This is a genomic window from Polynucleobacter sp. 35-46-11 (assembly GCF_002281105.1).
Window position 1 is genome coordinate 1 of sequence record NZ_NCFJ01000013.1, and the last position, 25,386, is coordinate 25,386.

The 25,386-nt window shown below is 45.7% G+C and carries 26 protein-coding genes; 8 read left to right on the top strand and 18 right to left on the bottom strand.

Going from position 1 to position 25,386, the window contains the following annotated elements:
* Positions 1-45: 45 nt before the first annotated feature.
* The 4 genes from B7Y67_RS02330 to B7Y67_RS02350 all read right to left on the bottom strand — a co-directional run bounded on the left by B7Y67_RS02330 (position 46) and on the right by B7Y67_RS02350 (position 5,382).
* On the bottom strand, positions 46-2,082 hold the full coding sequence (locus tag B7Y67_RS02330) for an HD domain-containing protein (RefSeq protein WP_293597161.1): 2,037 nt from the start codon (positions 2,080-2,082) through the stop codon (positions 46-48).
* Between the two features lie 15 nt (positions 2,083-2,097).
* Positions 2,098-3,918, bottom strand: a complete 1,821-nt coding sequence (locus B7Y67_RS19470; RefSeq protein WP_363926652.1) for an alpha/beta fold hydrolase — start codon at positions 3,916-3,918, stop codon at positions 2,098-2,100.
* A 65-nt stretch (positions 3,919-3,983) separates the two neighbouring features.
* Entirely contained in the window at positions 3,984-4,634 is a 651-nt protein-coding gene (locus B7Y67_RS02345) for a CoA transferase subunit B (protein ID WP_293597162.1), read from the bottom strand.
* A 49-nt stretch (positions 4,635-4,683) separates the two neighbouring features.
* Entirely contained in the window at positions 4,684-5,382 is a 699-nt protein-coding gene (locus B7Y67_RS02350) for a CoA transferase subunit A (RefSeq protein WP_015421005.1), read from the bottom strand.
* Between the two features lie 206 nt (positions 5,383-5,588).
* On the opposite strand from B7Y67_RS02350, the gene B7Y67_RS02355 reads away from it, so the two are divergent.
* Positions 5,589-7,259, top strand: a complete 1,671-nt coding sequence (locus tag B7Y67_RS02355) for an electron transfer flavoprotein-ubiquinone oxidoreductase (protein WP_293597163.1) — start codon at positions 5,589-5,591, stop codon at positions 7,257-7,259.
* A 23-nt stretch (positions 7,260-7,282) separates the two neighbouring features.
* Here B7Y67_RS02355 and B7Y67_RS02360 read toward each other — a convergent pair whose 3' ends face one another.
* The 4 genes from B7Y67_RS02360 to B7Y67_RS02375 form a co-directional block, all read right to left on the bottom strand.
* Complete coding sequence (locus B7Y67_RS02360; RefSeq protein ID WP_293597164.1) at positions 7,283-8,440, bottom strand: MFS transporter; 1,158 nt, start codon at positions 8,438-8,440, stop codon at positions 7,283-7,285.
* 19 nt (positions 8,441-8,459) lie between these two features.
* A complete protein-coding gene (gene aroC / locus B7Y67_RS02365) occupies positions 8,460-9,575 on the bottom strand; it encodes a chorismate synthase (protein ID WP_293597165.1) in 1,116 nt (371 codons plus the stop codon).
* Between the two features lie 43 nt (positions 9,576-9,618).
* Positions 9,619-10,074 carry a CBS domain-containing protein gene (locus B7Y67_RS02370; protein ID WP_293597166.1) on the bottom strand — a complete coding sequence of 152 codons (456 nt, stop codon included), beginning with the start codon at positions 10,072-10,074 and terminating at the stop codon, positions 9,619-9,621.
* Between the two features lie 77 nt (positions 10,075-10,151).
* Complete coding sequence (locus tag B7Y67_RS02375; RefSeq protein WP_293597167.1) at positions 10,152-11,012, bottom strand: YihY family inner membrane protein; 861 nt, start codon at positions 11,010-11,012, stop codon at positions 10,152-10,154.
* Positions 11,013-11,030: 18 nt separating this feature from the next.
* Here B7Y67_RS02375 and wrbA point away from each other — a divergent pair, with 18 nt between their 5' ends.
* From wrbA to B7Y67_RS02390, 3 genes are all read left to right on the top strand, one after another.
* On the top strand, positions 11,031-11,627 hold the full coding sequence (gene wrbA, locus B7Y67_RS02380) for an NAD(P)H:quinone oxidoreductase (RefSeq protein ID WP_293597168.1): 597 nt from the start codon (positions 11,031-11,033) through the stop codon (positions 11,625-11,627).
* Between the two features lie 9 nt (positions 11,628-11,636).
* Positions 11,637-12,035 (top strand): DUF2069 domain-containing protein, encoded by a 399-nt coding sequence (locus tag B7Y67_RS02385; RefSeq protein ID WP_293597169.1) that lies wholly within the window; start codon positions 11,637-11,639, stop codon positions 12,033-12,035.
* Positions 12,036-12,148: 113 nt separating this feature from the next.
* Positions 12,149-12,334 carry a hypothetical protein gene (locus tag B7Y67_RS02390; RefSeq protein ID WP_293597170.1) on the top strand — a complete coding sequence of 62 codons (186 nt, stop codon included), beginning with the start codon at positions 12,149-12,151 and terminating at the stop codon, positions 12,332-12,334.
* Between the two features lie 43 nt (positions 12,335-12,377).
* Here B7Y67_RS02390 and B7Y67_RS02395 read toward each other — a convergent pair whose 3' ends face one another.
* Positions 12,378-13,562 carry an MFS transporter gene (locus tag B7Y67_RS02395; RefSeq protein ID WP_293597171.1) on the bottom strand — a complete coding sequence of 395 codons (1,185 nt, stop codon included), beginning with the start codon at positions 13,560-13,562 and terminating at the stop codon, positions 12,378-12,380.
* Positions 13,563-13,708: 146 nt separating this feature from the next.
* On the opposite strand from B7Y67_RS02395, the gene B7Y67_RS02400 reads away from it, so the two are divergent.
* Positions 13,709-13,981, top strand: a complete 273-nt coding sequence (locus tag B7Y67_RS02400) for a serine/threonine protein kinase (protein WP_293597172.1) — start codon at positions 13,709-13,711, stop codon at positions 13,979-13,981.
* 27 nt (positions 13,982-14,008) lie between these two features.
* On the top strand, positions 14,009-14,782 hold the full coding sequence (gene ppk2, locus B7Y67_RS02405) for a polyphosphate kinase 2 (protein ID WP_363926654.1): 774 nt from the start codon (positions 14,009-14,011) through the stop codon (positions 14,780-14,782).
* A 5-nt stretch (positions 14,783-14,787) separates the two neighbouring features.
* On the opposite strand, the gene B7Y67_RS02410 is transcribed toward ppk2, so the two are convergent.
* The 4 genes from B7Y67_RS02410 to B7Y67_RS02425 form a co-directional block, all read right to left on the bottom strand.
* Positions 14,788-15,681: an alpha/beta hydrolase gene (locus B7Y67_RS02410; protein WP_293597173.1), complete on the bottom strand. Its 894-nt coding sequence runs from the start codon at positions 15,679-15,681 to the stop codon at positions 14,788-14,790.
* A 55-nt stretch (positions 15,682-15,736) separates the two neighbouring features.
* Positions 15,737-16,000 (bottom strand): EF-hand domain-containing protein, encoded by a 264-nt coding sequence (locus B7Y67_RS02415; protein WP_293597174.1) that lies wholly within the window; start codon positions 15,998-16,000, stop codon positions 15,737-15,739.
* Between the two features lie 8 nt (positions 16,001-16,008).
* A complete protein-coding gene (locus B7Y67_RS02420) occupies positions 16,009-16,704 on the bottom strand; it encodes a DUF3313 domain-containing protein (protein WP_293597175.1) in 696 nt (231 codons plus the stop codon).
* Between the two features lie 92 nt (positions 16,705-16,796).
* Positions 16,797-17,144 (bottom strand): hypothetical protein, encoded by a 348-nt coding sequence (locus B7Y67_RS02425; protein ID WP_293597176.1) that lies wholly within the window; start codon positions 17,142-17,144, stop codon positions 16,797-16,799.
* Between the two features lie 85 nt (positions 17,145-17,229).
* Here B7Y67_RS02425 and B7Y67_RS02430 point away from each other — a divergent pair, with 85 nt between their 5' ends.
* On the top strand, positions 17,230-17,607 hold the full coding sequence (locus B7Y67_RS02430) for a carboxymuconolactone decarboxylase family protein (protein ID WP_293597177.1): 378 nt from the start codon (positions 17,230-17,232) through the stop codon (positions 17,605-17,607).
* On the opposite strand, the gene B7Y67_RS02435 is transcribed toward B7Y67_RS02430, so the two are convergent.
* The 4 genes from B7Y67_RS02435 to B7Y67_RS02450 all read right to left on the bottom strand — a co-directional run bounded on the left by B7Y67_RS02435 (position 17,604) and on the right by B7Y67_RS02450 (position 20,477).
* Positions 17,604-17,930, bottom strand: a complete 327-nt coding sequence (locus B7Y67_RS02435) for a tripartite tricarboxylate transporter substrate-binding protein (protein ID WP_293597178.1) — start codon at positions 17,928-17,930, stop codon at positions 17,604-17,606. The two genes, B7Y67_RS02430 and B7Y67_RS02435, sit on opposite strands and share 4 nt — an antisense overlap.
* Before the next feature lie 178 nt (positions 17,931-18,108).
* Positions 18,109-18,981 carry a fumarylacetoacetate hydrolase family protein gene (locus tag B7Y67_RS02440; RefSeq protein WP_293597179.1) on the bottom strand — a complete coding sequence of 291 codons (873 nt, stop codon included), beginning with the start codon at positions 18,979-18,981 and terminating at the stop codon, positions 18,109-18,111.
* Positions 18,982-18,995: 14 nt separating this feature from the next.
* Positions 18,996-19,979 (bottom strand): tripartite tricarboxylate transporter substrate binding protein, encoded by a 984-nt coding sequence (locus B7Y67_RS02445; RefSeq protein WP_293597180.1) that lies wholly within the window; start codon positions 19,977-19,979, stop codon positions 18,996-18,998.
* A gap of 9 nt (positions 19,980-19,988) precedes the next feature.
* A complete protein-coding gene (locus B7Y67_RS02450) occupies positions 19,989-20,477 on the bottom strand; it encodes a heme-binding protein (RefSeq protein ID WP_293597181.1) in 489 nt (162 codons plus the stop codon).
* Between the two features lie 75 nt (positions 20,478-20,552).
* Here B7Y67_RS02450 and B7Y67_RS02455 point away from each other — a divergent pair, with 75 nt between their 5' ends.
* Positions 20,553-21,266 carry a GntR family transcriptional regulator gene (locus B7Y67_RS02455; RefSeq protein WP_293597182.1) on the top strand — a complete coding sequence of 238 codons (714 nt, stop codon included), beginning with the start codon at positions 20,553-20,555 and terminating at the stop codon, positions 21,264-21,266.
* 412 nt (positions 21,267-21,678) lie between these two features.
* Here B7Y67_RS02455 and B7Y67_RS02460 read toward each other — a convergent pair whose 3' ends face one another.
* Complete coding sequence (locus tag B7Y67_RS02460) at positions 21,679-25,146, bottom strand: EAL domain-containing protein (protein ID WP_293597183.1); 3,468 nt, start codon at positions 25,144-25,146, stop codon at positions 21,679-21,681.
* Positions 25,147-25,386: the final 240 nt, after the last annotated feature.

Below are 25,386 nucleotides of genomic sequence, written 5' to 3' on the forward strand. Positions count from 1 at the left end.
TGCTCTAACCAGCTGAGCTACGAGCCTATATAGCCATAGAGTTTATCACCGGCGGCGCACTTGGGTCACCCCTTTGACCTCTTCAAGACTGTTTTGAACCAAACGTAAGGCTTCTGAGTCTTTAATTTCCACGGTCAATAGTATTTGAGCAAGGCCGCGTTTGGCAGATTTACGCAAATCAATCACATGTACACCCTGTCTTGTGAGGATTTCAAATAACTCGCGCATCAGCTCAGGACGGTCTAGACCGGTTACGGCCAAATCAGCAGGAAAGACCCGCTTGGCGTCATTTCCAATCGCTGCTTCGATACCAGACTCATTCCAGGCAGTCTGAATCACCCGCTCAGGCGCTCGGTCCAATAGACCCCTAAAGGTTTTACAAGATCGGCGGTGAATAGATATGCCACGACCCTGAGTCACAAAACCCGCAATGGCATCGGGTGGTACAGGCCTGCAGCACCGAGCCAACTGGGTCAACAATGAATCCACTCCGACTACCAAAACATCACCCGCTTGACCCTGCTTACGGGTACTTTGCTTCAAAATAATTTCTGGAGCTGGTGCGGCCTGCTTGGCTTCTGGCTTTTGCTCTATTTTGACATCTCCAGACTTGCTTCCAGCCTCTTCATCGTCCAACGCATTAAACCAAGCTCTCACTCGCGTGCGTGCACGCTGCGAGCGCAGGTAGTTACGGCTAGGACTGATCCAATCTCGTGAAGGGCCGCCGTGCTTCACAGCAATGATTTCAATGGTCTGGCCATTCTGCAATGGCGTATCTAGTGGAACCATGGCACCATCAACTCGGGCACCGCGACAGCGATGTCCTAGATCGGTATGCACAGCATATGCAAAATCGATTGGTGATGAGCCCTTTTCCAGGGAAATCACTTTTCCTAATGGAGTGAGAACATAAATATGATCATCAATCTCATGATGCTTAAGTTGCTCCCAAGCATCTTCTTTCCAGGAGATAAGCTGCCTTGCCCACGCAATCTGACGCTCATAGGCAACTGCTGCACTATGCGTGCCAGTTTGATGGCTTGGGTTTGAGGTGCTCTGGGCATTAGGTGCGGATTTATTTCTTGGCGGAGTAGCAGCGCCAACATAGGCACCCTCCTTATAGCGCCAATGTGCAGCCAATCCGTACTCAGCCTGTTGATGCATTTCATTGGTGCGCACCTGAATCTCAAATGCAGTTCCATGCTCATCCATCACTACGGTATGCAAAGACTGATAGCCGTTGGGTTTTGGTCGTGCGATGTAGTCATCGAATTCACGCGGCACAGGCTGCCAAACGTTATGCACTATGCCTAAGATGGCATAACAAGATTTAACGTCATCCACCAAAACCCTAAATGCTCTAACGTCATACAGATTTGCAAAGTCAAGTGACTTACCCTGCATCTTTTTCCAAATACTATAGATGTGTTTTGGGCGACCCTGAACCTCACCTTGAATATGCGCTGCAGTTAATTCTTGCTTGAGTTTTCTGACAATCTGCTCAATAAAAGATTCGCGCTCAATACGCTTGCCATCCAACATTTTGGCAATATCTCGGTAGGTCTCGGGAGACAAAACCCGAAATGCTAAGTCTTCCATCTCCCATTTCATCTGCCAGATACCGAGGCGATTTGCGAGAGAGGCGTCAATATTCAAAATTTCCTGCGCCCAAGCTTTTGGCATCTCCATTTTTTCTTGGGTAATCCAGCGCAAGGTTTGCAAACGAGAAGCAAGATAAATCAGGACTACGCGCAAGTCATCACCAAAAGCGAGCAACATTTTTCTGAGCATTTCTTCCTGACCAGATATGCTCAGACCACCATCATTACGTACGAGCTTAGCTTGAGCCTGTCTCAGACCTCGGTAACCAATCAGAAGCCGAGCTGACTCGTCGCCAATGAGCTTGGTCAGTGATTCTTTGCCATGGGTGCGTGCAATATTGTTTGCAGCGGTTAGCGTTGCTTCATCCAGGTGAAGTAACTTCAGGATATTGAATACGCCAGCAGCATGATTTTCAGAAGGCTCACCATACCAACCATCAACAATTTTGATGTTCTCAGATGCATGATTAGCATTTGACATGAGCGACTGAGATCCTTAGCTAAAGAATTCTTTTGCTAAAGCAACTTGCTCTGACTTCACAAAAGCTGGCGCATGGCCTACGCCCGGAATTTCAATACTCCGAATATAAGGGTTGACCTTGCACATCTCAGCTACCGTTTTAGCGGAAAGCAGATCTGATTCACCGCCACGCACGATCAACATCGGAACATGAATTTGTTTGAAGGCATGCCACATCGCCATCTCTCCAGCCTTTGCCATAATAGGATTGACTGATGCAAACGGCACAGAGATATCTGGGTCATAGTGCATTACCCAAAGGCCAGCCTTTTGTACCAGCATGGGTCCGTTATAAATCTCCCACTCTTCTGGCGTATGGCTACCAAACGATGCACAGATCTCATTTAAGCGCTGCAGAGCATCTGCACGATTACTAAAGCTAAAAGGCTGACCAACATAAGAGCCTAAGCGCTTGATCGCTTCAGGCTCAATCCGCGGACCGACATCATTGATCAACATACGACGAATTGGATTCTTGGGCATAGAGGCATAGACCATGCCAATCAGGCCGCCCATGGAGGTTCCAAACCAATCTACCTGCGAGACACCTAAGTGCTTAATCAAGCTTGCCATGTCGGCCACATATTGAGGGACGGCATAGAGCATGGGGTTCTTTAATCGATCAGAATCTCCGCGACCGACCACGTCGGGACAGACGACGTAGTAATCATTACTCATCGCCTGCGCAAGGGTTTTGAAATCACTGCCTCTGCGAGTCAAGCCATGAACGCAAACTAATACATTTGGATTATGAGGATTTCCCCAGGCGTGATAGGCCATGCGATGAGGACCATCAGGGCTAGTACAAGCAACGAAAAAAGTGTCGCCCTGATGAATCACATTGGATTTCTTTATCTCATCATTGAGAAGCTCGTCATGGGTATGCTCATCCACCATACCCGCAACTTCAGGCTGCAGGGTAACGTGATCAATGCCATGTTTATTCAATAGCATCTCGTTAATGCGGGCCATGATTTCTGGCCACTCATTCATGCGCTCGATTTCAATATGGCCAATTAAAGCAGGAAAACTAGGCGTCATTTCCCAAACATGCAAATCGTGTACCGCCAATACACCAGGAACTTTTTTAAGATCACTGCCGACCTGTAAATAATCAATGTGTAACGGCACACCTTCCATCAAGAAGTGATATGACTCGCGCAAAATAGAAATGGTGGACTTCAAAATCAGCAGCGAAACCAGAATAGAAAGAATTGCATCGATCGGCATCCAACCAGTTAGCTGAATAACGATACCGGCAATTAAGGCGGCTATGGACCCCAGCAAGTCGCCCATGACGTGCACCAAGGCGGCGCGAGTATTAACGCTTTTCTTGTCACGTGAAAGCACCCATGCCACGACAACATTCATTAGCAAGCCAATCGCAGCAACAACCGTGACCGTCAAGCCATCCACCTGGTGTGGATCATAAAACCGGCTTACCGCCTCCACCATAATCCACGCCACTAAGGCTAGCATCGCAATACTATTTACAAAGGCGGCTAAGGCCTCTGCACGACCAAACCCAAAAGAATGCTTTGGTGATGGTGGACGTCGAGAAATAATTTGGGCTAATAAAGCCAATCCGAGCGCAGCTGCATCAGTCACCATGTGACCTGCATCCGATATCAACGCCAGTGAATTGGCAAAATACGCTGCCGCTCCCTCAACCCCAGAAAAACCGAGAGTGAGTACTAAAGCGATTAGCAATAGATTCTGATTAGAGGCTTCTTTGGCGTGGGAATGCTTAGCATCACCCTGCTTGTGCGCGTGAAGTGAATGGTCTGCAACGCTCATAAAAGAGCCTCTAGAAATAGAAATGGGGTCATTGACCCCATTATTTCACCATCCGATGAAAAAGGTTAGAAACCCGTTGTATCTACAGGGGCACCGGTCTTGGATAGCACTTCTTCCTTCGTTACACCTGGAGCCAACTCAACCAACTTCAAACCCTTAGGAGTGATGTCGAGCACGCAAAGGTCGGTAATAATGCGGCTAATAACGCCCACACCAGTTAATGGCAAGGTGCACTTGGGCAAGATCTTGATTTCTTCTGTGCCATCTTTCTTCTTGGCAACATGCTCCATTAGAACAACCACATGCTTTACGCCTGCAACCAAATCCATGGCGCCGCCCATACCCTTCACCATCTTGCCTGGAATCATCCAGTTGGCTAAATCACCATACTCGCTCACCTGCATTGCACCCAAAATCGCAATATTGATTTTTCCACCGCGAATCATTCCAAACGAATCCGCAGAAGAAAAGATGGATGAACCAGGCAAAGTGGTGACAGTTTGTTTACCTGCATTAATCAAATCGGCATCAATCGTTTTTTCGGTTGGGAATGGGCCAATACCCAATAAACCATTCTCCGACTGGAGCCATACTTCCATTCCTTCGGGAACGTGATTAGCCACCAAAGTTGGCATACCAATACCTAAATTGACGTAGTAGCCATCTTTTAGCTCTTTAGCAGCACGTGCCGCCATTTCATCTCTATTCCAAGGCATATCGATCTTCCTAAATAACTATTCTGTAAGTGTGTTTAACGAATTTCTCTTAAGCCGCTGATAAGGTGCGTTGCTCAATACGCTTCTCAGGCGTCGTGTTGAGCACCAAGCGATGTACATAGATGCCTGGCGTATGAATTTGATCAGGATCTAATTCACCGTTCTCAACGATCTCTTCCACCTCAGCAACCGTAATCTTGCCAGCCATGGCAACCACTGGATTGAAATTACGTGCGGTGTAGCGATAAACCAAATTACCGGATTTATCAGCCTTCCAAGCTTTTACAAGCGAGATGTCTGAAACGATTGCGCGCTCCATGATGTATCGCTCGCCATCAAATTCTTTTTCCTCTTTGCCTTCAGCAACCAAAGTGCCCACACCAGTTTTGGTATAGAAGGCAGGAATACCGCAACCACCTGCGCGTAACTTTTCTGCCAAGGTTCCTTGCGGAGTAAATTCCAGCTCCAGTTCACCCGCCAAAAATTGACGCTCAAATTCTTTGTTCTCACCCACATAGGATGCGACCATCTTCTTCACTTGCCTTGAGTTCAACAGCAAACCCAAACCAAAGCCATCTACCCCGGCGTTATTGGCAATTGCAGTCAGATTTTGCGCGCCAAGATCCTTGACCGCCTGAATCAGCGCCTCAGGAATACCGCACAAGCCAAAACCGCCAACAGCGAGCTTCTGGCCATCCTTCAAAATATCCCGCAGGGCATCAACAGCCGATGGGTAAGTTTTATTCATAAATTCGTCCTAATATTGCCAAAAAGGGTAAAAAAGTAATAATAACGCCTTAAACCCTTAAGCCCATTAGCAATAGGCACCAACCTGGTTTTTCTAGCTTAGAACTAAACTATAGGCGTGATTTAAGGCTACAGAAACAGCAGAAATACTCAAAATGCTGAAAATCCCTTAAGCACCCTATTTTTAAGTAATGTCGGAGAAATGAAATGACTGCCCAGGAATTGCTCGAACAGTTTGGACCCAGAGAATCCATGGACTATGACCTAGTTATCGTGGGAGGTGGCCCGGCTGGATTATCCGCAGCCATTAAAGCAAAGCAATTGGCCAATGAATCGGGTAAAGAAATTAGCGTCTGTGTTCTTGAAAAAGGCTCTGAGATCGGCGCACATATTCTGTCCGGGGCCGTCATGGATCCCAAGGCCCTTACTGAACTCTTTCCTAACTGGAGAGAGTTAGGCGCTCCACTAGATACCGAAGTCACCCAAGATCAATTTTTATTTCTGACCAAAGAAAATGCATTGCAGGTTCCAAACTGGATGCTGCCCCACTGCTTTAAGAATGAAGGCAACTACATCGTCAGTCTTGCTAATGTGACTCGTTGGCTTGGTCAGCAGGCGGAAAATTTGGGTGTTGAAATTTTTCCAGGCTTTCCTGCAGCAGAAATTCTCTACGACAAGCAAGGCGCAGTTTGTGGCGCCATTACTGGCGCCATGGGATTGGATAAAGAAGGTCAACCTACCGATCAATTTCAACTGGGCATGGAATTGCGCGCTAAGTACACCCTCTTTGCCGAGGGTTCACGCGGACATTTAGGCAAACAACTGATTGCGAAGTTTGCATTAGACAAAGATGCTGACCCCCAAAGTTACGGCATTGGCATCAAAGAATTATGGGAGGTGGAGCCTTCTAAGAGCAAGCCTGGCCTAGTGGTTCATACCGCAGGCTGGCCATTAGAGAGCGATACCTATGGCGGCTCATTCTTATATCACTTGGGTGATAACAAAGTTGCAGTAGGTTTAGTCGTGGGCCTTTCTTACAAGAATCCGTACCTCTCACCTTTTGAAGAATTCCAACGCTATAAGTTGCATCCGAAAATTCGTGAGACTTTTGAAGGTGGTAAGCGCTTAGCCTATGGTGCACGCGCACTCACTGCGGGCGGCCTCAATAGCTTGCCTAAAACTGTATTTCCTGGTGGCGCTTTAATTGGTTGTGATGCCGGCTTCCTCAATGCATCACGCATCAAAGGAAGTCATGCTGCCATTAAGACTGGCATGCTTGCTGCACAAGCAGCCGTTGCAGCACTTGCTGACAATCGTTCTGCCGATGTCTTGGCTGCCTATCCAAGCGCATTTAAAAATAGCTGGCTACATACCGAGCTCAATCAAGCGCGTAACTTTAAGCCTTGGATGTCTAAGGGGCTCTACCTCGGCACTCTCATGGTTGGCATTGAGCAAAAGCTCTTGGGCGGCAATATGCCGTGGACAATTCATTTAAAGCATGCAGATCATGAATGCCTAGAGCCAGCAGCACAGCATCAGCCAATTGATTATCCAAAGCCAGATGGCAAGATTACTTTTGATCGCCTCTCATCCGTATTTATCTCCAATACAAATCATGCTGAGAACCAACCGATTCATCTGACCTTAAAAGATGCATCGGTACCGGTTAACCTGAATCTCAAAACTTACGCAGGACCAGAACAACGCTATTGCCCTGCTGGCGTGTATGAGTATGTAGAAAAAGAGGGGAAACCACAGTTGCAAATCAATTCGCAAAACTGTGTGCATTGCAAAACTTGCGATATCAAAGATCCAAGTCAAAACATTATTTGGATTACCCCTGAAGGTGGCGGTGGCCCGAACTACGGATCGATGTAAAAGGTTTACTCAGATCACTGCATTTATCTAGCTGGGCTGTGGCGAGGACGCATTTTCCCAATCGCCATACCCGCTAGACCACAAGCTAAAGCTGACATCACAAATACATTGCGCGGCTGCGTTGCATCCCATAACCAGCCAGCAACCAAACCGCCCAGCGTACCACCCAAGCCATAGGACACCGTTGCCATCAATGCCTGCCCTCGCGCTTGCAATGGGCCAGTAAACCAGCGTTGCAATAACTTAGTCGCCGCACTGTGGTGTGCACCAAAAGTTGCCGCATGCATCAGCTGCGCCAGAATCAGAACCCAAGTTACAGGGAAAAATGCAATCAAGATAAAGCGAAATACACCAATACCAAAAGCGATTTGCAAAACCACCTCAGCATCTAAACGACTGAGCACTTTGCTCTGAAAATAAAAGAAGATCACTTCAGCAGCAACGCCTAACGCCCAGAACAAACCAATCTGAAATTTGTCGTAGCCTAAATCGGCCAGGTACAGTGAAAAGAATACGTACAAAGCGGCGTGCGCAAAGATCATAAAAAATCCTGATAGCAAGAACCAACGCACATCTGGATTAAATAAAACGATGAGGAGTTCCCCCTTGACCATCTTACGACGCTCCATCTTGGGCTCATGCAAGCGAAAGGTTACTAAAGCCAAGAAGCTGAGGACTACCGCGCCCACAATCGGATAAAGCTCAATGCCTTTACGCTGAAACAACTCACCAGCAAATAAGACCATCACGATAAAACCAATCGATCCCCATAAACGTAAACGGCCATAACGTTTATCAAAAGAATTGTCTTTAAATAAAGCGTGCACCGTCGCGGACTCACCCAATGGCATCAGGCTACTGAGGATGGTGTGGAGTACAAACATCCAGATGAAAAATGCTATGTAGCTGTGGAGAAAAAAGATGCTTAAGAAAGTCACCGCTGCAAGGCACGCACAAAAACGAATGATCCCAATACGATCGGAGAGATAATCAGATAACCAACCCCAAGAGAATGGGCCCACTATGCGGGTAATTTGTAACATGGACATCAAGACTGCGATCTCGATAACACTAAAACCACGATCCAGAAAAAAGAGGCTGGCATATGGAGATACCAAGCCAACATAAGCGAAATATAAAAAGAAAAAGGACCCGAAGGCCCAACGCACTGAAGGTGTCATTTGCTTTTTTGAGCTTTATTTAATCGGTTGCTGAACCAGGTCGTGCAGCCGCTATCGGCGGAACGGTATGCTTTACATCGCCGCACTGAGCGCGATGGCGCAAAGCGTGATCGATCAATACCAAAGCTAGCATAGCTTCTGCAATCGGTGTGGCCCGAATACCAACGCAAGGATCATGACGACCTTTGGTTTGCACGGTAATAGGCTTGCCATCTAAATCAATGGATTCTTTTGGACTGAGGATGCTAGAAGTGGGTTTAATGGCAATCGATACGCGCAAATCTTGACCGCTGCTGATGCCGCCCAAAGTGCCGCCAGCATTATTGCTAGCAAAACCATCTGGATAAAGCTCATCACCATGCTCGCTTCCGCGTTGCGTGACTGACTTAAAGCCTGAGCCGATCTCAACGCCTTTAACGGCATTGATACCCATCATGGCATGCGCAATATCCGCATCCAACTTATCAAATAATGGTTCGCCCAATCCAATTGGAACATTACGCGCCCGCACTTCAATCTTCGCCCCACAGGAATCCCCCGCTTTACGCAGTGAGTCCATATAAGCCTCTAACTGAGGAACGATATCGGCATTTGCAGCAAAGAAAGGATTGCTCTCAATCATCGCCGCATCTTTGAATGGAATTTCAATTTCACCAAGCTGGCTCATGTAGCCATAAAACTCAGTGCCGTATTGTTCTTTGAGCCACTTTTTGGCAATCGCTGCTGCGGCCACTACAGGCGCAGTCAATCGAGCTGAAGATCGCCCGCCACCGCGAGGATCGCGTAAACCATATTTGTAGTGGTAAGCATAATCAGCGTGACCAGGCCTAAATGTTTGTAGGATATTGCCATAATCTTGGCTGCGTTGATCCGTATTCCGAATTAACAAACCAATAGGTGCTCCGGTAGTTTTGCCTTCGTATACGCCGGAGAGGATCTCCACCTTGTCGGCCTCTTGACGTTGAGTCACATAGCGGGAGGTGCCAGGCTTGCGACGATCTAGGTCAATCTGCAAGTCTGCTTCGCACAATGACATGCCTGGAGGGCAGCCATCCACAACAGCGCCAATTGCGGGACCATGGGATTCACCAAAAGTGGTGACGGTAAAGAGAAGACCTAAAGTATTTCCTGACATATTGACATTATGTCATTGCTCAGGGAGCTTAGGCTAGGCCGGGCTAGGGAGCAGCTTTTTCGGCCTCTTCTGGCCAGTCGCGAATATACGCCTTGAGCATGGTATTTTCGAAGTCTTGAGCCTCAACAACGGATTTAGCCACGTCGTAGAAAGAAATCACACCCATCAGCATCTTTTGATCAATCACCGGCAAGTAGCGAGCATGCTCAACCAGCATCATGCGACGCACTTCATCAATCTCGGTTTCCATAGTGCATGTCAGTGGTTTGGAGTTCATCACACTTTGCACCTTGAGGTCATCTAGCTGTCCATGATGCTTAGCCAATGCGGCAATCACCTCGCGGAAAGTCAAGATACCGACTAACTTGTCGTACTCCATCACGACTAATGAGCCAATATCATGCTCACTCATGACTAAGACTGCAGTTTGCAGAGCGGTATCTGGTGCCACTGTAAATAGTGTGCTGCCCTTTACGCGCAATATGTCACTAACTTTCATACAGCCTCCAGCAATGAGTTCTTATGTAAACAATATATTCTTAAGCCCCTAAGGAATCAAGGGTCAGGAAAACTATTTCAGTAACGAATAACCCTTACGAGCCCACTTCGAATGCTCGGGAGATCCGCAACCAAGATAGCACCAGCCAAGGTAATCCACCAGGTTAGGTAAATCCAAATTAGTGCCAATGGGACGATGGCAAAAGCACCATAGACAGTTTTATAAAAGGCGACATTGGTTAAAAATAGACCAAAACCAAACTTCATTAATTCGAAAGTGAGTGCAGCAAAAAAAGCTCCACTCAAAGCATCGCGCCACTGAATATGGGCATAAGGGAGAATCTTATAGGCCACTGAGAATACCGACATCGCCAGCAATACAGGAACCACGGTTGCAAATAAGCCCAGACCAAAACTTAAAGCGTCGGTCCACCCTTCTGCTGCGCTAAACAAAAGACCACTCAAATAGGTTCCAACACCCAATAAGATTGGCCCCAACAAGGTCGCTGCGGAGTAGATTGCTACCTTCTTCAAAACAGGTCGACTTTGAGTCACGCGAAAGATCTGATTAAATGCGTTCTCAATCACTGCTAGCGTCATGATTGTTGTAATAACTAAGCCAAGCAAACCAATCAAGGTAAGACCTTTGGCTTGAGCTGAAAATTGATCGAGATAATTAAATACTTGTTGGTTTAATCCACCAGGCATGTAGGTATCGAGCAGCCAGGACTGAAAAGCATACTTAATCCTCACAACGCTTGGAAGATAGCCAATCAGAATGGAGGCTACCGTCAGCATCGGAATCAAGGACAGCGTAGTTGTAAAAGCCAAACTGGCCGCTACCTGCTTGAGATTATGGCCACGATTGCGCTCCCAAGTCTCCTTTCCAAGAGAGAGCCATAATTGAGGATTCTGAATGAGGCGCATCGCCCATATCATAAGAGATAAGAGATCAATATGAGTCAATCTGACATTTTAGTTTTGTACTATTCGCGCTACGGAGCCACCCGTGACTTGGCTCGCCTGATTGCGGAGGGTATTGAAAGTGTTCCAGGAGCGAATGCCCGACTACGCACTGTTCCAGCCGTCTCCACCGTATGCGAATCTACAGAAGCAGCCGTCCCATCGGATGGTGCCCCCTATGTTGAATATGCAGACCTCAAAGAATGTATTGGTCTAGCCCTAGGATCCCCTACTCGCTTTGGCAATATGGCCGCCCCCATCAAGTACTTTTGGGATGGCAGCTCCTCAGAGTGGATGAATGGCGCACTAGTTGGCAAGCCAGCCTGCGTCTTTACCAGCACCGGCAGCTTGCATGGCGGTCAAGAAAGCACCCTCCTCACCATGATGATTCCCCTGCTGCATCACGGCATGATGATCATGGGCATTCCGTATAGTGAGCCAGATTTGATGAGCACCTCAACTGGTGGCAGTCCTTATGGAGTAACTCACCTTGCCCATGCTGATGGCAGAGCGCCGATTAGTGCCGAAGAACAGCGCCTAGCAATTTCCCAGGGCAAACGTTTAGCGCTCACAGCACTCAAACTCATTTAAGGGTCATTTATGTTCAAAAGCTGGCTCTCCAAAAATCCATACCAACTGATTGCTACTGCAGCTTTTGTTGACCTGTTCATTCTGTGCGTTGCTTGGGAATGGTTTATCTCCCCACTCCGGCCTGGTGGCTCTTGGCTAATCCTGAAGGCCATCCCCCTGCTGTTTGCCATTCCTGGTCTCTGGAAGGGCAATGTCTACACCATGCAATGGGCCTCCATGCTCGTCCTGCTATACATCACCGAAGGATTGGTCCGAATTCTGGAAACTGGGACTAATTTCTGGATGGCCGCCCTGGAAACAGCTGTTGGCACCCTCGCCTTTGTTTGCTTACTGATGTACCTCAAACCCATTAAAGCCCGGGCTAAGGCAGCTAAAAAAGAGTGTGCTGCTGCGGGAATAGAGGGCTAAAGGGCAAAAAGAGGCTAATTTGGCAGGTTTTTGCTAACTTCTTTAAAAAAATTACCTATTCCTGTCATCTCAGTCACATTTCCATGCGTTGTATCTTCATGGAGGTGACAAATATGTCAACAAGACTCAAACGTTGGGCCCGTGCAATTGAACAGATCGACTTGTCTAAAAGGACGCCTGAAGTCGCCGTTGGCTATTTAGATAGCAAATACCGCGATATCGCTTGGCGCTATATCCGCATTTTGGGCTTTGAACGCACCATTAGCTTTATGGCTAGCAATAACTTCCACCCGGAGTAACTCTGCTAAGTCCTTAAGCACCCAATCACCCCAGATGAGGTTTTTATTTGGGGTTTTGTGTTTCTGGGGATCTGAAAACCCAAAAGGCTAGCAATAGAAAAGCTAAGGCAGCACATGAGCCTGAGAATAGAAATGCATAACTAGGATTAAAAGACTCATAAAGCCAGCCAAATATCAGGGACGCGGGCAACAACATCAAACCTGAAACCAGGTTAAACCAGCCAAAAGCTGTTCCTGCCATACCACTCGGAGCTAAGTCTGCTACTAAAGCCTTTTCCACGCCTTCAGTTGCGGCCTTAAATAATCCATATATCCCGAATAGTCCACAGAGCATCCATAAAGAGATTTCAGAAAAGCTCATGGCGATATAGAAAAAGGCAAAAGCACACCAAGCAATCAAAATGAAATGTTTGCGACTAAATCGATCTGAGAGTGCTGATAGCGGTGTTCCGAAAACCGTAGTAATTAATGAGATGGCGGCCCACAGCAGAGGAATCTGCTCCTGAGAAACACCGAGTTCCCTAGCCCTCAGTAACAGGAACATATCAGATGAATTTGCTAGGGCAAAAATTCCAGCTACCAAAATGTAGCGCTTGAAATTCGATGGCAGTCCCTCAAGAGACCATGAGAATGCTGGCACCACCAGTCGCTCACGAGGAGGCTCTTTGAGGAAAAGAGCCAAACTGACCGCAAGAATGCCGGGCACTATCGCCCATAGAAAGATATCCCTTAGTGGAACATGTATTGATAAAAGATAAGCAGCCATCAAGGGCCCAAAAACTGCGCCCGCATTATCCATAGAGCGATGCAGACCGAAAGTCATGCCTCTCTGATTGGGTGCGACACTCTCAGCCAAAAGCGCATCCCGCGGTGAACTCCTCAATCCCCTGCCAAGGCGATCAGTAAAGCGAATGCATAAAACCCATGTCCAAGAGTTTGCAACTGCAATGAGGGGTCTACCAATCGCCGCCAAAAGATAGCCAATCACAATCCAAGGCTTGGTCTTTTTGGTGCGATCTACAATCACACCGGAAACCAATTTAAAGATACTGGAGCTAGCCTCAGCAATCCCCTCAATCAGCCCCAGAGCCTTTGGACCAGCCATTAAAACAGTAGCAAGATACAGCGGCATCAAAGGATAAAGCATCTCACTTGCCGCATCATTCACAAAACTAATGAGACCGATGAGCCACACGGTTCGCGGGAGGGAAAATAAAGTCTTCAACATACCAACTCAATGTAGCATCAAATTAAATATGTTCCCGACTGTCACAATCGCTTGAAACTCATCTGAATAAAACGTAGGATCGACAGGTAGGCTTCAGCCTTTTTATTAAGTTTTAACAAATAGCACTCTCTTCAAAGGAATACATCATGAGTCAAAAAAAATTAGTAAAGCAATTATTGAAAAAATTAGACAAGTTGGAAGCCGATAGAGAGAAGTTGATCGATAAGCTGGCAAAGGCATTAGACAAGCTCGAGAAAAAGACTCCAGCTAAAAAGGTGGCTACAAAGAAAGTTGCCGCAAAGAAAGTAGTCGCCAAGAAAGCTCCAGCAAAGAAGGTTGTTGCGAAAAAGGCTCCAGCTAAAAAGGTGGTGGCCAAAAAGGTTGTTGTGAAAAAAACCACTCCAGCAACAACAGCGTAATAGTAAAACTCCCCGCAAAGGCTGCCCGTGAGTAAATCACTCATTTCTGAAAATACTTACGAGGCAGACCTACGATTACTTCAAATCGAGTTAGTCAAACTCCAACATCACATTATTCAAAAAGGTAAACGCCTCTTAGTGATCTTGGAGGGACGTGACGCCGCAGGAAAAGATGGAAGCATTAAAAGTATTACTGAAAATTTAAGTCCTAGAGATACGAAAGTAGTTGCGCTAGCCGCCCCCTCCTCGCTTGAAGAGCATGAATGGTACTTTCAGAGATACGTTGCACAGCTCCCCTCGGCTGGTGAAACTGTTCTCTTTAATCGAAGCTGGTACAACCGTGCTGGCGTAGAAAAAGTAATGGGCTTTTGCACTGATGATCAATACAAATTGTTCATGGCAACGGTAAATGATTTCGAATCCCTGCTCATAAGATCCAATATTCAAATAGTAAAGTACTACCTAGATATCTCTAAAGAAGAGCAAGCTAAAAGACTGAAAGATCGTGAGAAAGATCCATTAAAGCAATGGAAGATTAGCCCGATCGATCAAAAAGCACAGAAGATGTGGAATGCCTACTCTGAGGCTAGAGACAAAATGCTCAAGCACACCAGTTCAGCGCTGGCGCCATGGACCGTAGTGAGTGCAAATGATAAAAAACTGGCCCACCTGAACATGATTGCCGATTTATTATCCCGGGTTGATTACCCACACAAAGATAAAAAGATTTTGAAAATAGATCCTCAGATTATTTTAAGCTGGCCAGCAGCTTCTAAAAAACTGCCAAAACTATCCAAATAGATTAATTAAACAAAGAATAATTCGGCCTCAGCAAGCAACTCCTGAGGCAGCTCCTCAGGAATATAGTGGCCGCAAGGCACTGCCCTTCCGGAGACATCTTCAGCCACTCTCTTCCAGTCCTCAATTGGTGAAAAGCACTTAGCCACGAGGCCACGCTCTCCCCACAGGACCCGAAACGGCATTTGCAATTTTTTGCCGGCATCTCGATCGGCTCGGTCATGAATTATGTCAATTGAGGCTGAAGCACGATAGTCTTCACACATAGCGTGCATGGATTCTGGGTTACTAGCACCGGCAAGATATTCAGCCCAGGGTAAGGAGTCAAAAATGCCGATGCCCGCATGTCGACCCATATGGTTTCTAAGCCAGAACTCTGGATTGGCGCCAATCAATGTTTCGGGAATCGGGTAAGTCTGAATTAAGAAAAACCAGTGCCAATATCCTCTGGCAAAGTCCATTGTGGTGTTCTCATACATGGTGAGTGTTGGTGAAATATCGAGCACCATCAGACGCTCAACACTTTCAGGAAAATCCATTGCCAGACGATGTGATACTCGCCCACCGCGATCATGACCCAATACAGAAAACTGTTTATGCCCAAGTGCTTGCATCACAGCATGCTGATCTGCAGCCATAGATCTTTTTGAATACGTCGAATGATCCGGAGCACCCGCTGGTTTTGATGATGCACCATAGCCACGGAGATCTGTCACAACAACAGAAAATCGCTTTGCTAACTGAGGGGCGACATGACGCCAAATGGCTTTAGTTTGAGGAAATCCATGTAGCAATAGCAAAGTCGGACCAGAGCCTGCAGTCTGGCAAGAAATATCAATCGGACCATCTGCCGAGGGTACGGTAATGGTGGAATCTTGAAAGCCTTCAATTACGTACGTCATCATCTACCCCAATAAAAAAGAGCCTCAATAGAGGCTCTTCAATTTGACCAACATATTATCTAGCGGCCATTGCCTCGATTTCAGCAACAGTAACATAGCCTTTATTTTGCTGATCAATCCTAGAGAAATGATCATAGATGCGAGGCATACAACCTTTTGCCTCATCCAGACTCAGCTTGCCATCATGGTTAACATCGCATTTAGCAAAACGCTCTTGAATTTCTTTATTACGAGAAGCGTCATCAGCACTTGCGGGACTTACTACAAGTACAAGTGATGTGGCGCCAATAAGACCCAAGTTTCTAATAAGTGATCGCATCAGGCTTCTTATTTAGCTGTAGTGGCTGAAGTGGCTCTAGGGTCTGCAGAGGTTTCCAATGCTACCTTAACCACCTTCTTAGCCATCGCTACAAAGGATTCAACTGAACCGCCACCAGTTCGGAAAGATTCACCCTGAATAGTAACCAAGCCTTCGCCGATCACTTCTTTCGATTGGCTGTCTGTAATTTTGCTTTCCACTAACATGGCTGGAGTTTTAGAATTCACGCCACCTGCATAAGCAGCAGCATTCATTGCCAAACCAATCGGTGTGAAATTCCATGGCTGCAAACTATCTGTGGAACTCTCTGCACCAGTAATGCCAACTGAGATGCGTGCTACGCCAGGGCCAGGCTGATTTACGATCTTAATATTTCCGCGACTGTTCACCGCGCTCACCATTGAATCCTGTAATGCGATCTGCGCTTGACTTATCGCCTCTGGAGAGATTGCCTTGGTAGCATTCTGATTTAAATAAATCGGATCCAAAATCACTGCGGTATAGGTGCCTCGATTTACCCCAGCCTTGCGATATCTCCAAATGCGAGTATCCGCTTCAGATGTAGACATCGGGACTAGTACTGAATAATTCGGTAAAAATCCAGACTTTGGCATTGGCTGACTTGCCAACTTAGGAGTATTGCTACATGCAGCCAATAAAGTAGCTACAGAGATTGCTGCAACTAAAGCGCCTAATTTATTCATTTTTTTGATCCAGTAAGTGATTGATGGCATTAGCCCTAGAGCTAGTTTTATTAGATCATACGCTTCATTGCAAACTTCAATTTATTCCAGATCTATGGTGCGGGACAAGGCATTAAGCTACCTGACTTTTGATGCAGCTGTGGCTTGCACTCAACTAGTGCGCTAGCGGCTTTTGGCCTAGATGTTGCAGTGACTACAGAGGCCTGCGGCTCCGCGGCCTGAGTCACCCTAGGTGAAGCGGCACTTAAGGCAGGCAAGGATTTATAGAATTCTTTATCAGTTCCAGGACATGGCATCAAAGCCCCTGTTTTGGCATTCATGACCGACTTACATTGAGGGTCAGCTTGCAGTCTTGCCTCAAGCTTATCAACGGTACAGGCGCCCAGTATTGCAAGAGTGAAAGATATGGCGGCAAGGCGCAAAGAGAGTGTCATGTTCATGAAATCATTCTAGGCTAAACAGGGACACCTGAATAGTGGCAATATATGGAATCCACTAAACAAGGCGCCAATACAGGAGACTAAGATGAATAAAGAAGCATTTGAAAAAGGACTGAAGACTCGCCGCGAAGTACTGGGGGCAGAATATGTAGACAACTCCATCAAGAATGCCGATGCATTCAACTTGCCGATGCAGGAATTGGTTACTGAGTATTGCTGGAATGAAATTTGGAATCGCCCTGGCCTGGACCGTAGAACGAGAAGCATCATTAACTTATCCATGATCACCGCCTTAAATCGCCCTCATGAGCTCAAGCTTCATGTGAGAGGCGCGATTAACAACGGCCTAAGTAAAGAAGATATTCAGGAAGTATTTTTGCAAGCCGCAATTTACTGTGGAGTACCCGCCGCCATTGATAGCTTTAGATGTGCGAAAGAGGTCTTTACTGAAATGGGGATTTAAAGCAGAAGATAAAGCTGGGTAGAACTACCGACCCCCAATGAGGCAAACAGAATCTCACCAGGCTTTGCCCTAGCTGCAGACACAATATCTTTAATTGATTTATATGGGCCATCTGGCGATGTAACTAAAGCATATGGTGTATCGCCCAAATAACTCACATTTATAGGAGGCTTACTGAATTCGTAATGTAACTTCTTATAAGTCGCAGGGTTAGTCGCAAAGGTAACCGATTGAAAGAGTAATGTTTGCCCATTTGCCTCTGCATTAACAACTGCTGCCGTACCTATTAAGACACCAGCACTAGGCTTGTTTTCAACTACCACTGGTTGCTGCAGACCTTATTCAAATATTTGGCAATGGTTCTAGCTGCTGTTTCAGCCCCCCAATCCAGGAATTAAAGAACTACCAACTTAACTGATCCAGAAGGAAAGGTTTGTGCATTTACATGAGCTAAGCCCATCACCATACAAGCGATAAAACAAAAGATCTGATTCATTATCATCAAACCTGATCTTGTATTGAGTTTCTTAAGATGCCAATACCCTCGATTTCAATTTCACAGGTATCTCCAGGCTTCATAAATACTGGGGGTGTTCTTGCATAACCCACTCCCGCGGGTGTTCCAGTAATTACTACATCGCCAGGCTCCAACGTCATGCACTCAGTAATCAAGACAATAGTCTCTGCAACATCCCATAAAAAATCTTTGGTGTTGGCATTTTGCATAACCGACCCATTGAGGCGAGATTGAATTTGAAGACCATGCGCACCTTTGGGCAACTCATCTGGTGTTACCAACCACGGGCCAAATCCACCAGTCTGATCAAAGTTTTTACCAATAGTCCATTGAGCCGTCTTGCGCTGATAGTCTCGCAAGCTACCGTCATTAAAAATACTATAGCCAGCTACACAATCCAGCGCATTTTCTGTGTTTAAATTACGCGCTCTCTTACCAATAATAAATGCCAACTCTGCTTCGTAATCTAATTTATCTGAAACCTTCGGCCTAATAAGGGGGGCTTGATGCGCAGCAAGTGAACTAGGTCCGCGCATAAAAAAGCTTGGGTACTCAGGTCTCGCATTACCACCCTCCTTTGCATGATCAGCATAATTCAGCCCCATACAAATAATCTTTCCAGGTCGATGAATCAAAATATCAAACTGGATATCAGCGAGATTCCCAATGACCGCATTAGGATTTGAAAGCGCCCTCTCGGCCATCACGAATTCAGGATCCATTGCAATCAAACTACCTAGGTCTGCTGGAATGCTGAAATCTGTTGCACACAAATCAACAAATTCATTTGAGTCTTTTGTGCATAGGGCTCCAATACTTTTTTTATTGCTTGGGTTGTGATAACTAAACAGTCTCATAGCATCTTCCTAAATTACTCTTTCTTAAGCCCTGCAGATTGAACAACTGGCCTCAAGCTAACAAGCTCCTTGGCAATAAATGAGGTTGCTGCAACGCCAGTGATATTGCTAATTGGTTGAATCGATATTGAATTTAATTTCTCGAGTAATTCAGGATTTTTTAAGGCCTTAGTTGTCGCCAAAATTAAAGTATTTGTAATGTCTGGTGATAAACCCTGGGGAGCCGAGACAATATTCCACAAAGCGGCTTGGAAATCTTTTAAACCCGTGACTTCGTTAACAGTTGGCACATCAGGAATCAAGGGAGATCTTTTGGAGGCGGCTATAGCAACAATCCTTAGCTTTCCGGCACGATGTTGATTGATTAATGAGCCCAGTGTATCGACCGTCATATTTACTTGGTTGCCTATCAAGGCGGGAATAGATTGAGCGCTACCTCTAAATGGAATGTGCTGAATATCCAAACCACCTAATTCATACTTCAATCTTTCACCAACAATATGTAAATAAGTTCCCTCTCCAGCTGATCCATACTGCAGTTTTCCTGGATTGATGCGCGCATAGTCAACCAGCTCTTTAAAGCCTCCTTTAGTCGCTGGGCTAACAGCAAATACAATCGGCGCATCACCCACTACTGCAATTTGTGTAAAGTCCTTAATGGAATCATACTGAGGCTTAGCGTTAATGAGGTTGTATAGGACATGAGTTGATGCTGTACCAAATAACAAGGTATATCCATCTGGTGCACTATTTTTCACCTCTATACTTCCAATGGCGCCACTAGCCCCACTTTTGTTATCAACAACTACAGGCTTACCCAGTTGATTCGATAAGACCTGCGCATACTGCCGAGCAAATTGATCCGTCGGGCCGCCCGCAGGAAAAGGAACGACCAATCTGATGGGTTTAAAGGGATAACCGCTTGACTGTTGAGCATGGGCTGAAATAAATCCAGCGCACAAAGTCAAAATTAATAAGGTGAATTTAAATAGTTTCATCATTGAACCTCACAGTTGATTTTCATTCCAGTTATCGGCAGCTGCCGGCGGCTCAGGCACAAAGCCTGCTAATTTAATTGCCTCGATAGCACAAAACTCATCTTTATCTGATGCATCCCCACTAATACCAACAGCACCAATTGCAATGCCCTGCTTATTCACTATTAATACACCCCCGGGCGTTGGAATAAATCTTCCATCCGATGCCGCTGAGAGTGCCGCTTGAAACGTCGGTCGATTTGCCAATCTATCTCGAATTTGCCGAGTGGCCATACCCATACCCAATGAAGCCCAAGCCTTACCAATGGCAATGTCATGTCTCAAAATGCCGCAACCATCCTCCCGCTTAAATGCAACTACATTCCCACCAGAATCTAAAACCACAATTGCTAAAGGCAGCAATCCATTAGCCCCCCTAAGCGTTAAAGCATGAGCGATTATTTGATCCGCATCCCTTAAAGCTAAGCTGGAATAGATTGAAATAAGCTTCTCGGCCATGATTTCTGCCCCCTATTAATATCGATATTTTTATATTATCATAGAATTATCGATATTTTTTAGGTCTCCAACTTCGTGATAACCCCAACAAAAAAGACTGCCTATATCAACGCTGTACAAGGAATAACCCGTGCCAGCGCGGTCTATGACCGACTCAAGGCTGATATCTTGCAGGGTCGCTTCACCGCCGATCAAAAGCTCAAAATTGAAGAGTTATCAAGCTTTTATGAAACCGGAGCAAGTCCGTTGCGTGAGGCATTAAATAGACTTTCAGCGGAAGGTCTAGTTTCAAGAAGTGATCAACGAGGTTTTAATGTTGCACCCCTACGATGGGAAGAGCTCAATACGCTAACTGAGACAAGGTGCTTTATTGAAGGGAGGGCTCTTGAGGAGTCAATTACTCATCGCACTGAAGAGTGGGAAGACAAATTGGTTCTACTAATTCATAAACTCTCAAAGAAACCAAGATCATCTGAAGCCAATCAACATAGCGCTAATCCAGAATGGGAATTACTTCACAAGGAGTTTCATCAAACATTGCTAGAAAACGCGCCATCTAGATGGATTAAAGAATTTAGCGAAACACTTGGAACTGAAAGTTATCGCTATAGACAGGTTGCCGCCAGCAAAAACTTTGGGGAACGCGACCATCACGCAGAACATGTAGGAATATTTGAGGCGGCCATTAGTGGTGATATTGATTTAGCAAAGAAATTGCTCTTTGAACACTACAGAAAAACTTCGGCCTTAACTGGGCGCGGCGCAAGAAGCCTCAAGCTCATGAAGTAAAAGTCACCTCTTGTGTACACCACAATCTACAAGCAGTTCATTGCTCCCACGGTAGACTTATATATCTATTGGGGTTGCTATGGAAAATGCGCGAATATTACTTACACACTTAGTGACACAAATAGAAAAATGGCTTAGGAATTTCTTCCTAAGTCGTTGATTTCATTGGTGTGCCCACCAGGACTTGAGCCTCGGACCAAAGGATTATGAGAGCAGAAGCCCATGATAGGTCATTATAAACATTGGATCTACGGTCGGTCAGTGTCGATGTGCAAGCAAATTCGTGGATCTAAAAGCAGCAGTCTCTCGGACTTTGGTTTTCTAAACCACAGGATGTTTGGAGCAACCATCTAACACTTTGTTACTCCAAATCGTATTGTGTGGGATTAACAGGCCTTACTTAAACTGAGGCTTAATGCGTTATTGATGCCATAAAATCATCTAAGGGCATAGGATGAAAAAATAAATATCCTTGATAATGGTGACATCCTAAAGCCTTCAAATACTCAAGCTGATCTTTAGATTCAACACCTTCAGCAACTACTTTTAGCCCTAGTGTTTGTCCCATCAAGATAATGGTACGGACAATATCATTGTTGACCTGATTTCCAGGTGTTTCTGCAATAAATGCTTGGTCAATCTTTAGCTCGTCAAATGGCAGGCTCTTTAGGTAGGATAAGGAGGAATAACCAGTCCCAAAATCATCTAGGGAAAAATTAAAGCCATAATCTTTTAAGGCCTGCATCTTTTGTTTAGCATCTGCCATACCATCTAAAAACAAGGATTCCGTTAATTCCAAGGTAATTAATTTGGGATTGGCTCCAGTTCTCACTACAGTGTCGATCATCTGGCTTACAAAATTCGCTTGCTGAAACTGCTTAATACTAATATTTACAGATAACGCAAGGTGCGCCATACTGTCTTGGGTTGCCCATGCAGCCAATTGCTGACATGTGGCATTAAATACCCACTGGCCGATTGGTAAAATCAGACCCGTTGATTCAGCTAGACCAATAAATTCCCCTGGATTCATCAGACCATGCTGGGGATGATCAAGGCGCAAAAGAACTTCAGCAGACTCAATCCGCTGATTGCTATCCATTTGAGGCTGATAATGCAATATAAACCAGTCATTTTTGATAGCCTGATGCAATGCATTCTCCATAGAGAATCTCTCATTAATTACTGCCTGCATCTGCTCATCATAAAATTTGATGCAATTGCGACCCGATTCCTTCGCTTGATAAAGCGCTATATCAGATTGCTTGATTATTGCCACCGAATCTATAGACTGTCCCATGAATGTAGTGATACCAATACTGAGGGAGCGCATTGGAATAGACGAAGTCAATGTATCGAACGCATTAAACTTGGCTAAAATCTTTTCAGCAACCGTTTTGACTACTGAACTTGCCTGCAAAGGATTAGAGCCCAAGTCTTCCAGCAAAATCATAAACTCATCGCCACCCATACGCGCAACCGTATCTCCAGAGCGCACCTTATTTAGAAGGTGTTGAGCGGTAGCTTGCAAGACTAGGTCGCCTCCATCGTGCCCATGCAGATCATTGATATTTTTGAAATTATCTATATCAATCGCAAGTAGTGCGCAGTATTGCTTACTGCGCTCGCTCAGTATGATCGCTCTTTGCAGGCGGTCAGCAAATAAACGCCTGTTTGGCAAGGACGTTAAAGGATCGAAAAAGGCTAGTTCTTCTGCCCTTTGTTCCAACAATTTTTGCTCAGTAATATCCCAATTGGTGCCACTCATCCTAATAGGCTTGTCACTACCATCTCGCTCCACGTAACCCAATGCATGAATGTAATGAATACTGCCATCAGGCCACACCACTCTATATTTAACGTCATATTCTTTATGGCCAGCGAGTACATTTTGGATCTCTAAATCTGTCCGCTCCCGATCATCTGGATGCACGCCTGCTTGCCAAGCTGCATAGGCACCGCTAAATTGATCTCCACCAATGCCATAAAGCCTATACATTTGCGCATCCCAGACCAAGATATCATTGACGATGTCCCACTCCCAAATACCCACTCCACCCGCAGTAGTGGCCAGGGTTAAACGCTCTTGAGATTGTTCTAGTGAATTCTTGGCATCCAAAAGTACCCTTTCAGCTAACTTGCGCTCGGTGATATCACGCTGGATCGCGATCCAATGGGTGTACCAACCATCTGCATCGGCAATCGGGGAGATGTCAAGCTCCACTATAAATTCATGGCCATCCTTGGTGTAATTGATTAACTCCGCGCGCACGGGTTGCCAGTGCAATAACGCATCGCGTATCCGATCCAGGACAACGCGATCGGACTTCGGCCCTTGCAGCATGCGTGGACTGTTGCCGATTGCCTCTTCTACCGCATAGCCGGTCATCCTCACAAAAGCATCATTCACATAGATAATGCGCGGTCCAGGCAAGTCGACGGGTTCAGCCTCAGTGATCACAACCACGTCATTGGTGTGAGCCATACAGGTAGCTAGAAGATCAAGTCGAGAGCGATTCTGTTTTCGTAGTGTAATGTCTTCGATGATCGACCAAATATAATTTTCTTCATCAGCGCCCTTGATGAGCATGCCAGACAGTTGAACGGGAACTTCAACTCCATTCTTATTAATGTAGGTCTTCTCATATGGACCAAAGCGCCCTGTTTCTTCAATGGATTTTAATTGAAGCGCTTCCGATGCCTCATATTTTTTAGGAGTGAGTTGCCAGTAACCAAGGCTTAGCAACTCTTCGTTGTTGAAGCCTGTAATGGCACGAAAAGCTTCATTAAATTCTACAAAGCGTCCACTCATGTCTGTTCTGGCGATACCAATCGGACTTAATTCAAACAAACCACGCAATTTATCTTCGTTTGACCGAAGCATCTCTGAGCTTACCACTAAGCTTTTATATGCCCGTCGCTGCCGAAAGAAATAGAATCCAACAAGGGCATTCAAAACAAATGCACCAAAGATCGTGAAGATCATACCCTTGCGCCAGCTTGCCAGGTAATCGCTCTGGGCAAGACCTACTGCAATAAAGTAGGGAAATGGAGTGTCTAGCACTTTATAGCCATACAAGCGTTTAACGCCGTCTGACAAGGGGGTATACGTTGTTTCACCCTCTTTAATACCACTGGCAATCATCTTTTCCATCGGGGTATTGGGCAATTGATGATTAATTTGCTCGCCGTTATCAGGATAGCGATAAATCAACGAACCGTTGACTATGGCTCTGAATAGGATAGTTCCGCCGGAGCCTACTCCAATGTGTTGAAATACATGTTTCAATGAATTAATGGGGATTGTTGTTAGAACAACTCCTATAAAGGCGCCGCTGCTAGACCGAATGGCTCTTGCAATGGGTATCACATGGGCGCCACTAAGATTACCAATAAGAGCAGTCGGAGAAAAATAAGTTTCGCCAGGGTGGTGGCGAAGATAGGTGAAGTATTCCCGATGAGAGACATTAATACTAGCTTCATTAGGCACTGCGCTATAGATCAGATCACCTTTAGCATCGAAGATGCGAGTTACTACGGGCAACGAAATTAATTTGACCTGCTCTTCAAGCAGCGTAGTAATCTCATTTTGATAACGACTCTTTGACTCTGCCACCATAGCCTCTGGCTTGATTTGAGCAACAATAAAATCAAAAGAATGTGAAATCTCGTAAAGCGGGTGATTGAGTTGATCGCATAAAAGATGAGTGATATTTTTAACTTGATTTTGCGCAGTTCTGGTCTGCTCATCGTAAGAAATCCAACCCCAAAAAGTAACGAAGGCGGTCAGCGCCAGTGTTAAGACAACAAAAGGCGCCCAACTATCAAATAAAACAGGTTTAGCTCTTGTGAGAACCTTATTCAAGATAGATAGACTCATCTTGATCTACCGCAACAGGCCACGCTGACTTGAGCACGCGATGATGGGGTGCTCCGCTTGTCGTGCGGGGGGGGGGAGGTTGAAAACCATTTTCTTAGAATGGAATTATACAAAACCTACGGAGCAATATCTATAAAAAGGCACATTAAATCCTTCTGGATAGCTGTGTAATAGATTCGAGGTCGTTGTTTCATGAGCAACACTCCTTGCGCTTACGCAATTTATAGTGTGTTGCATCGA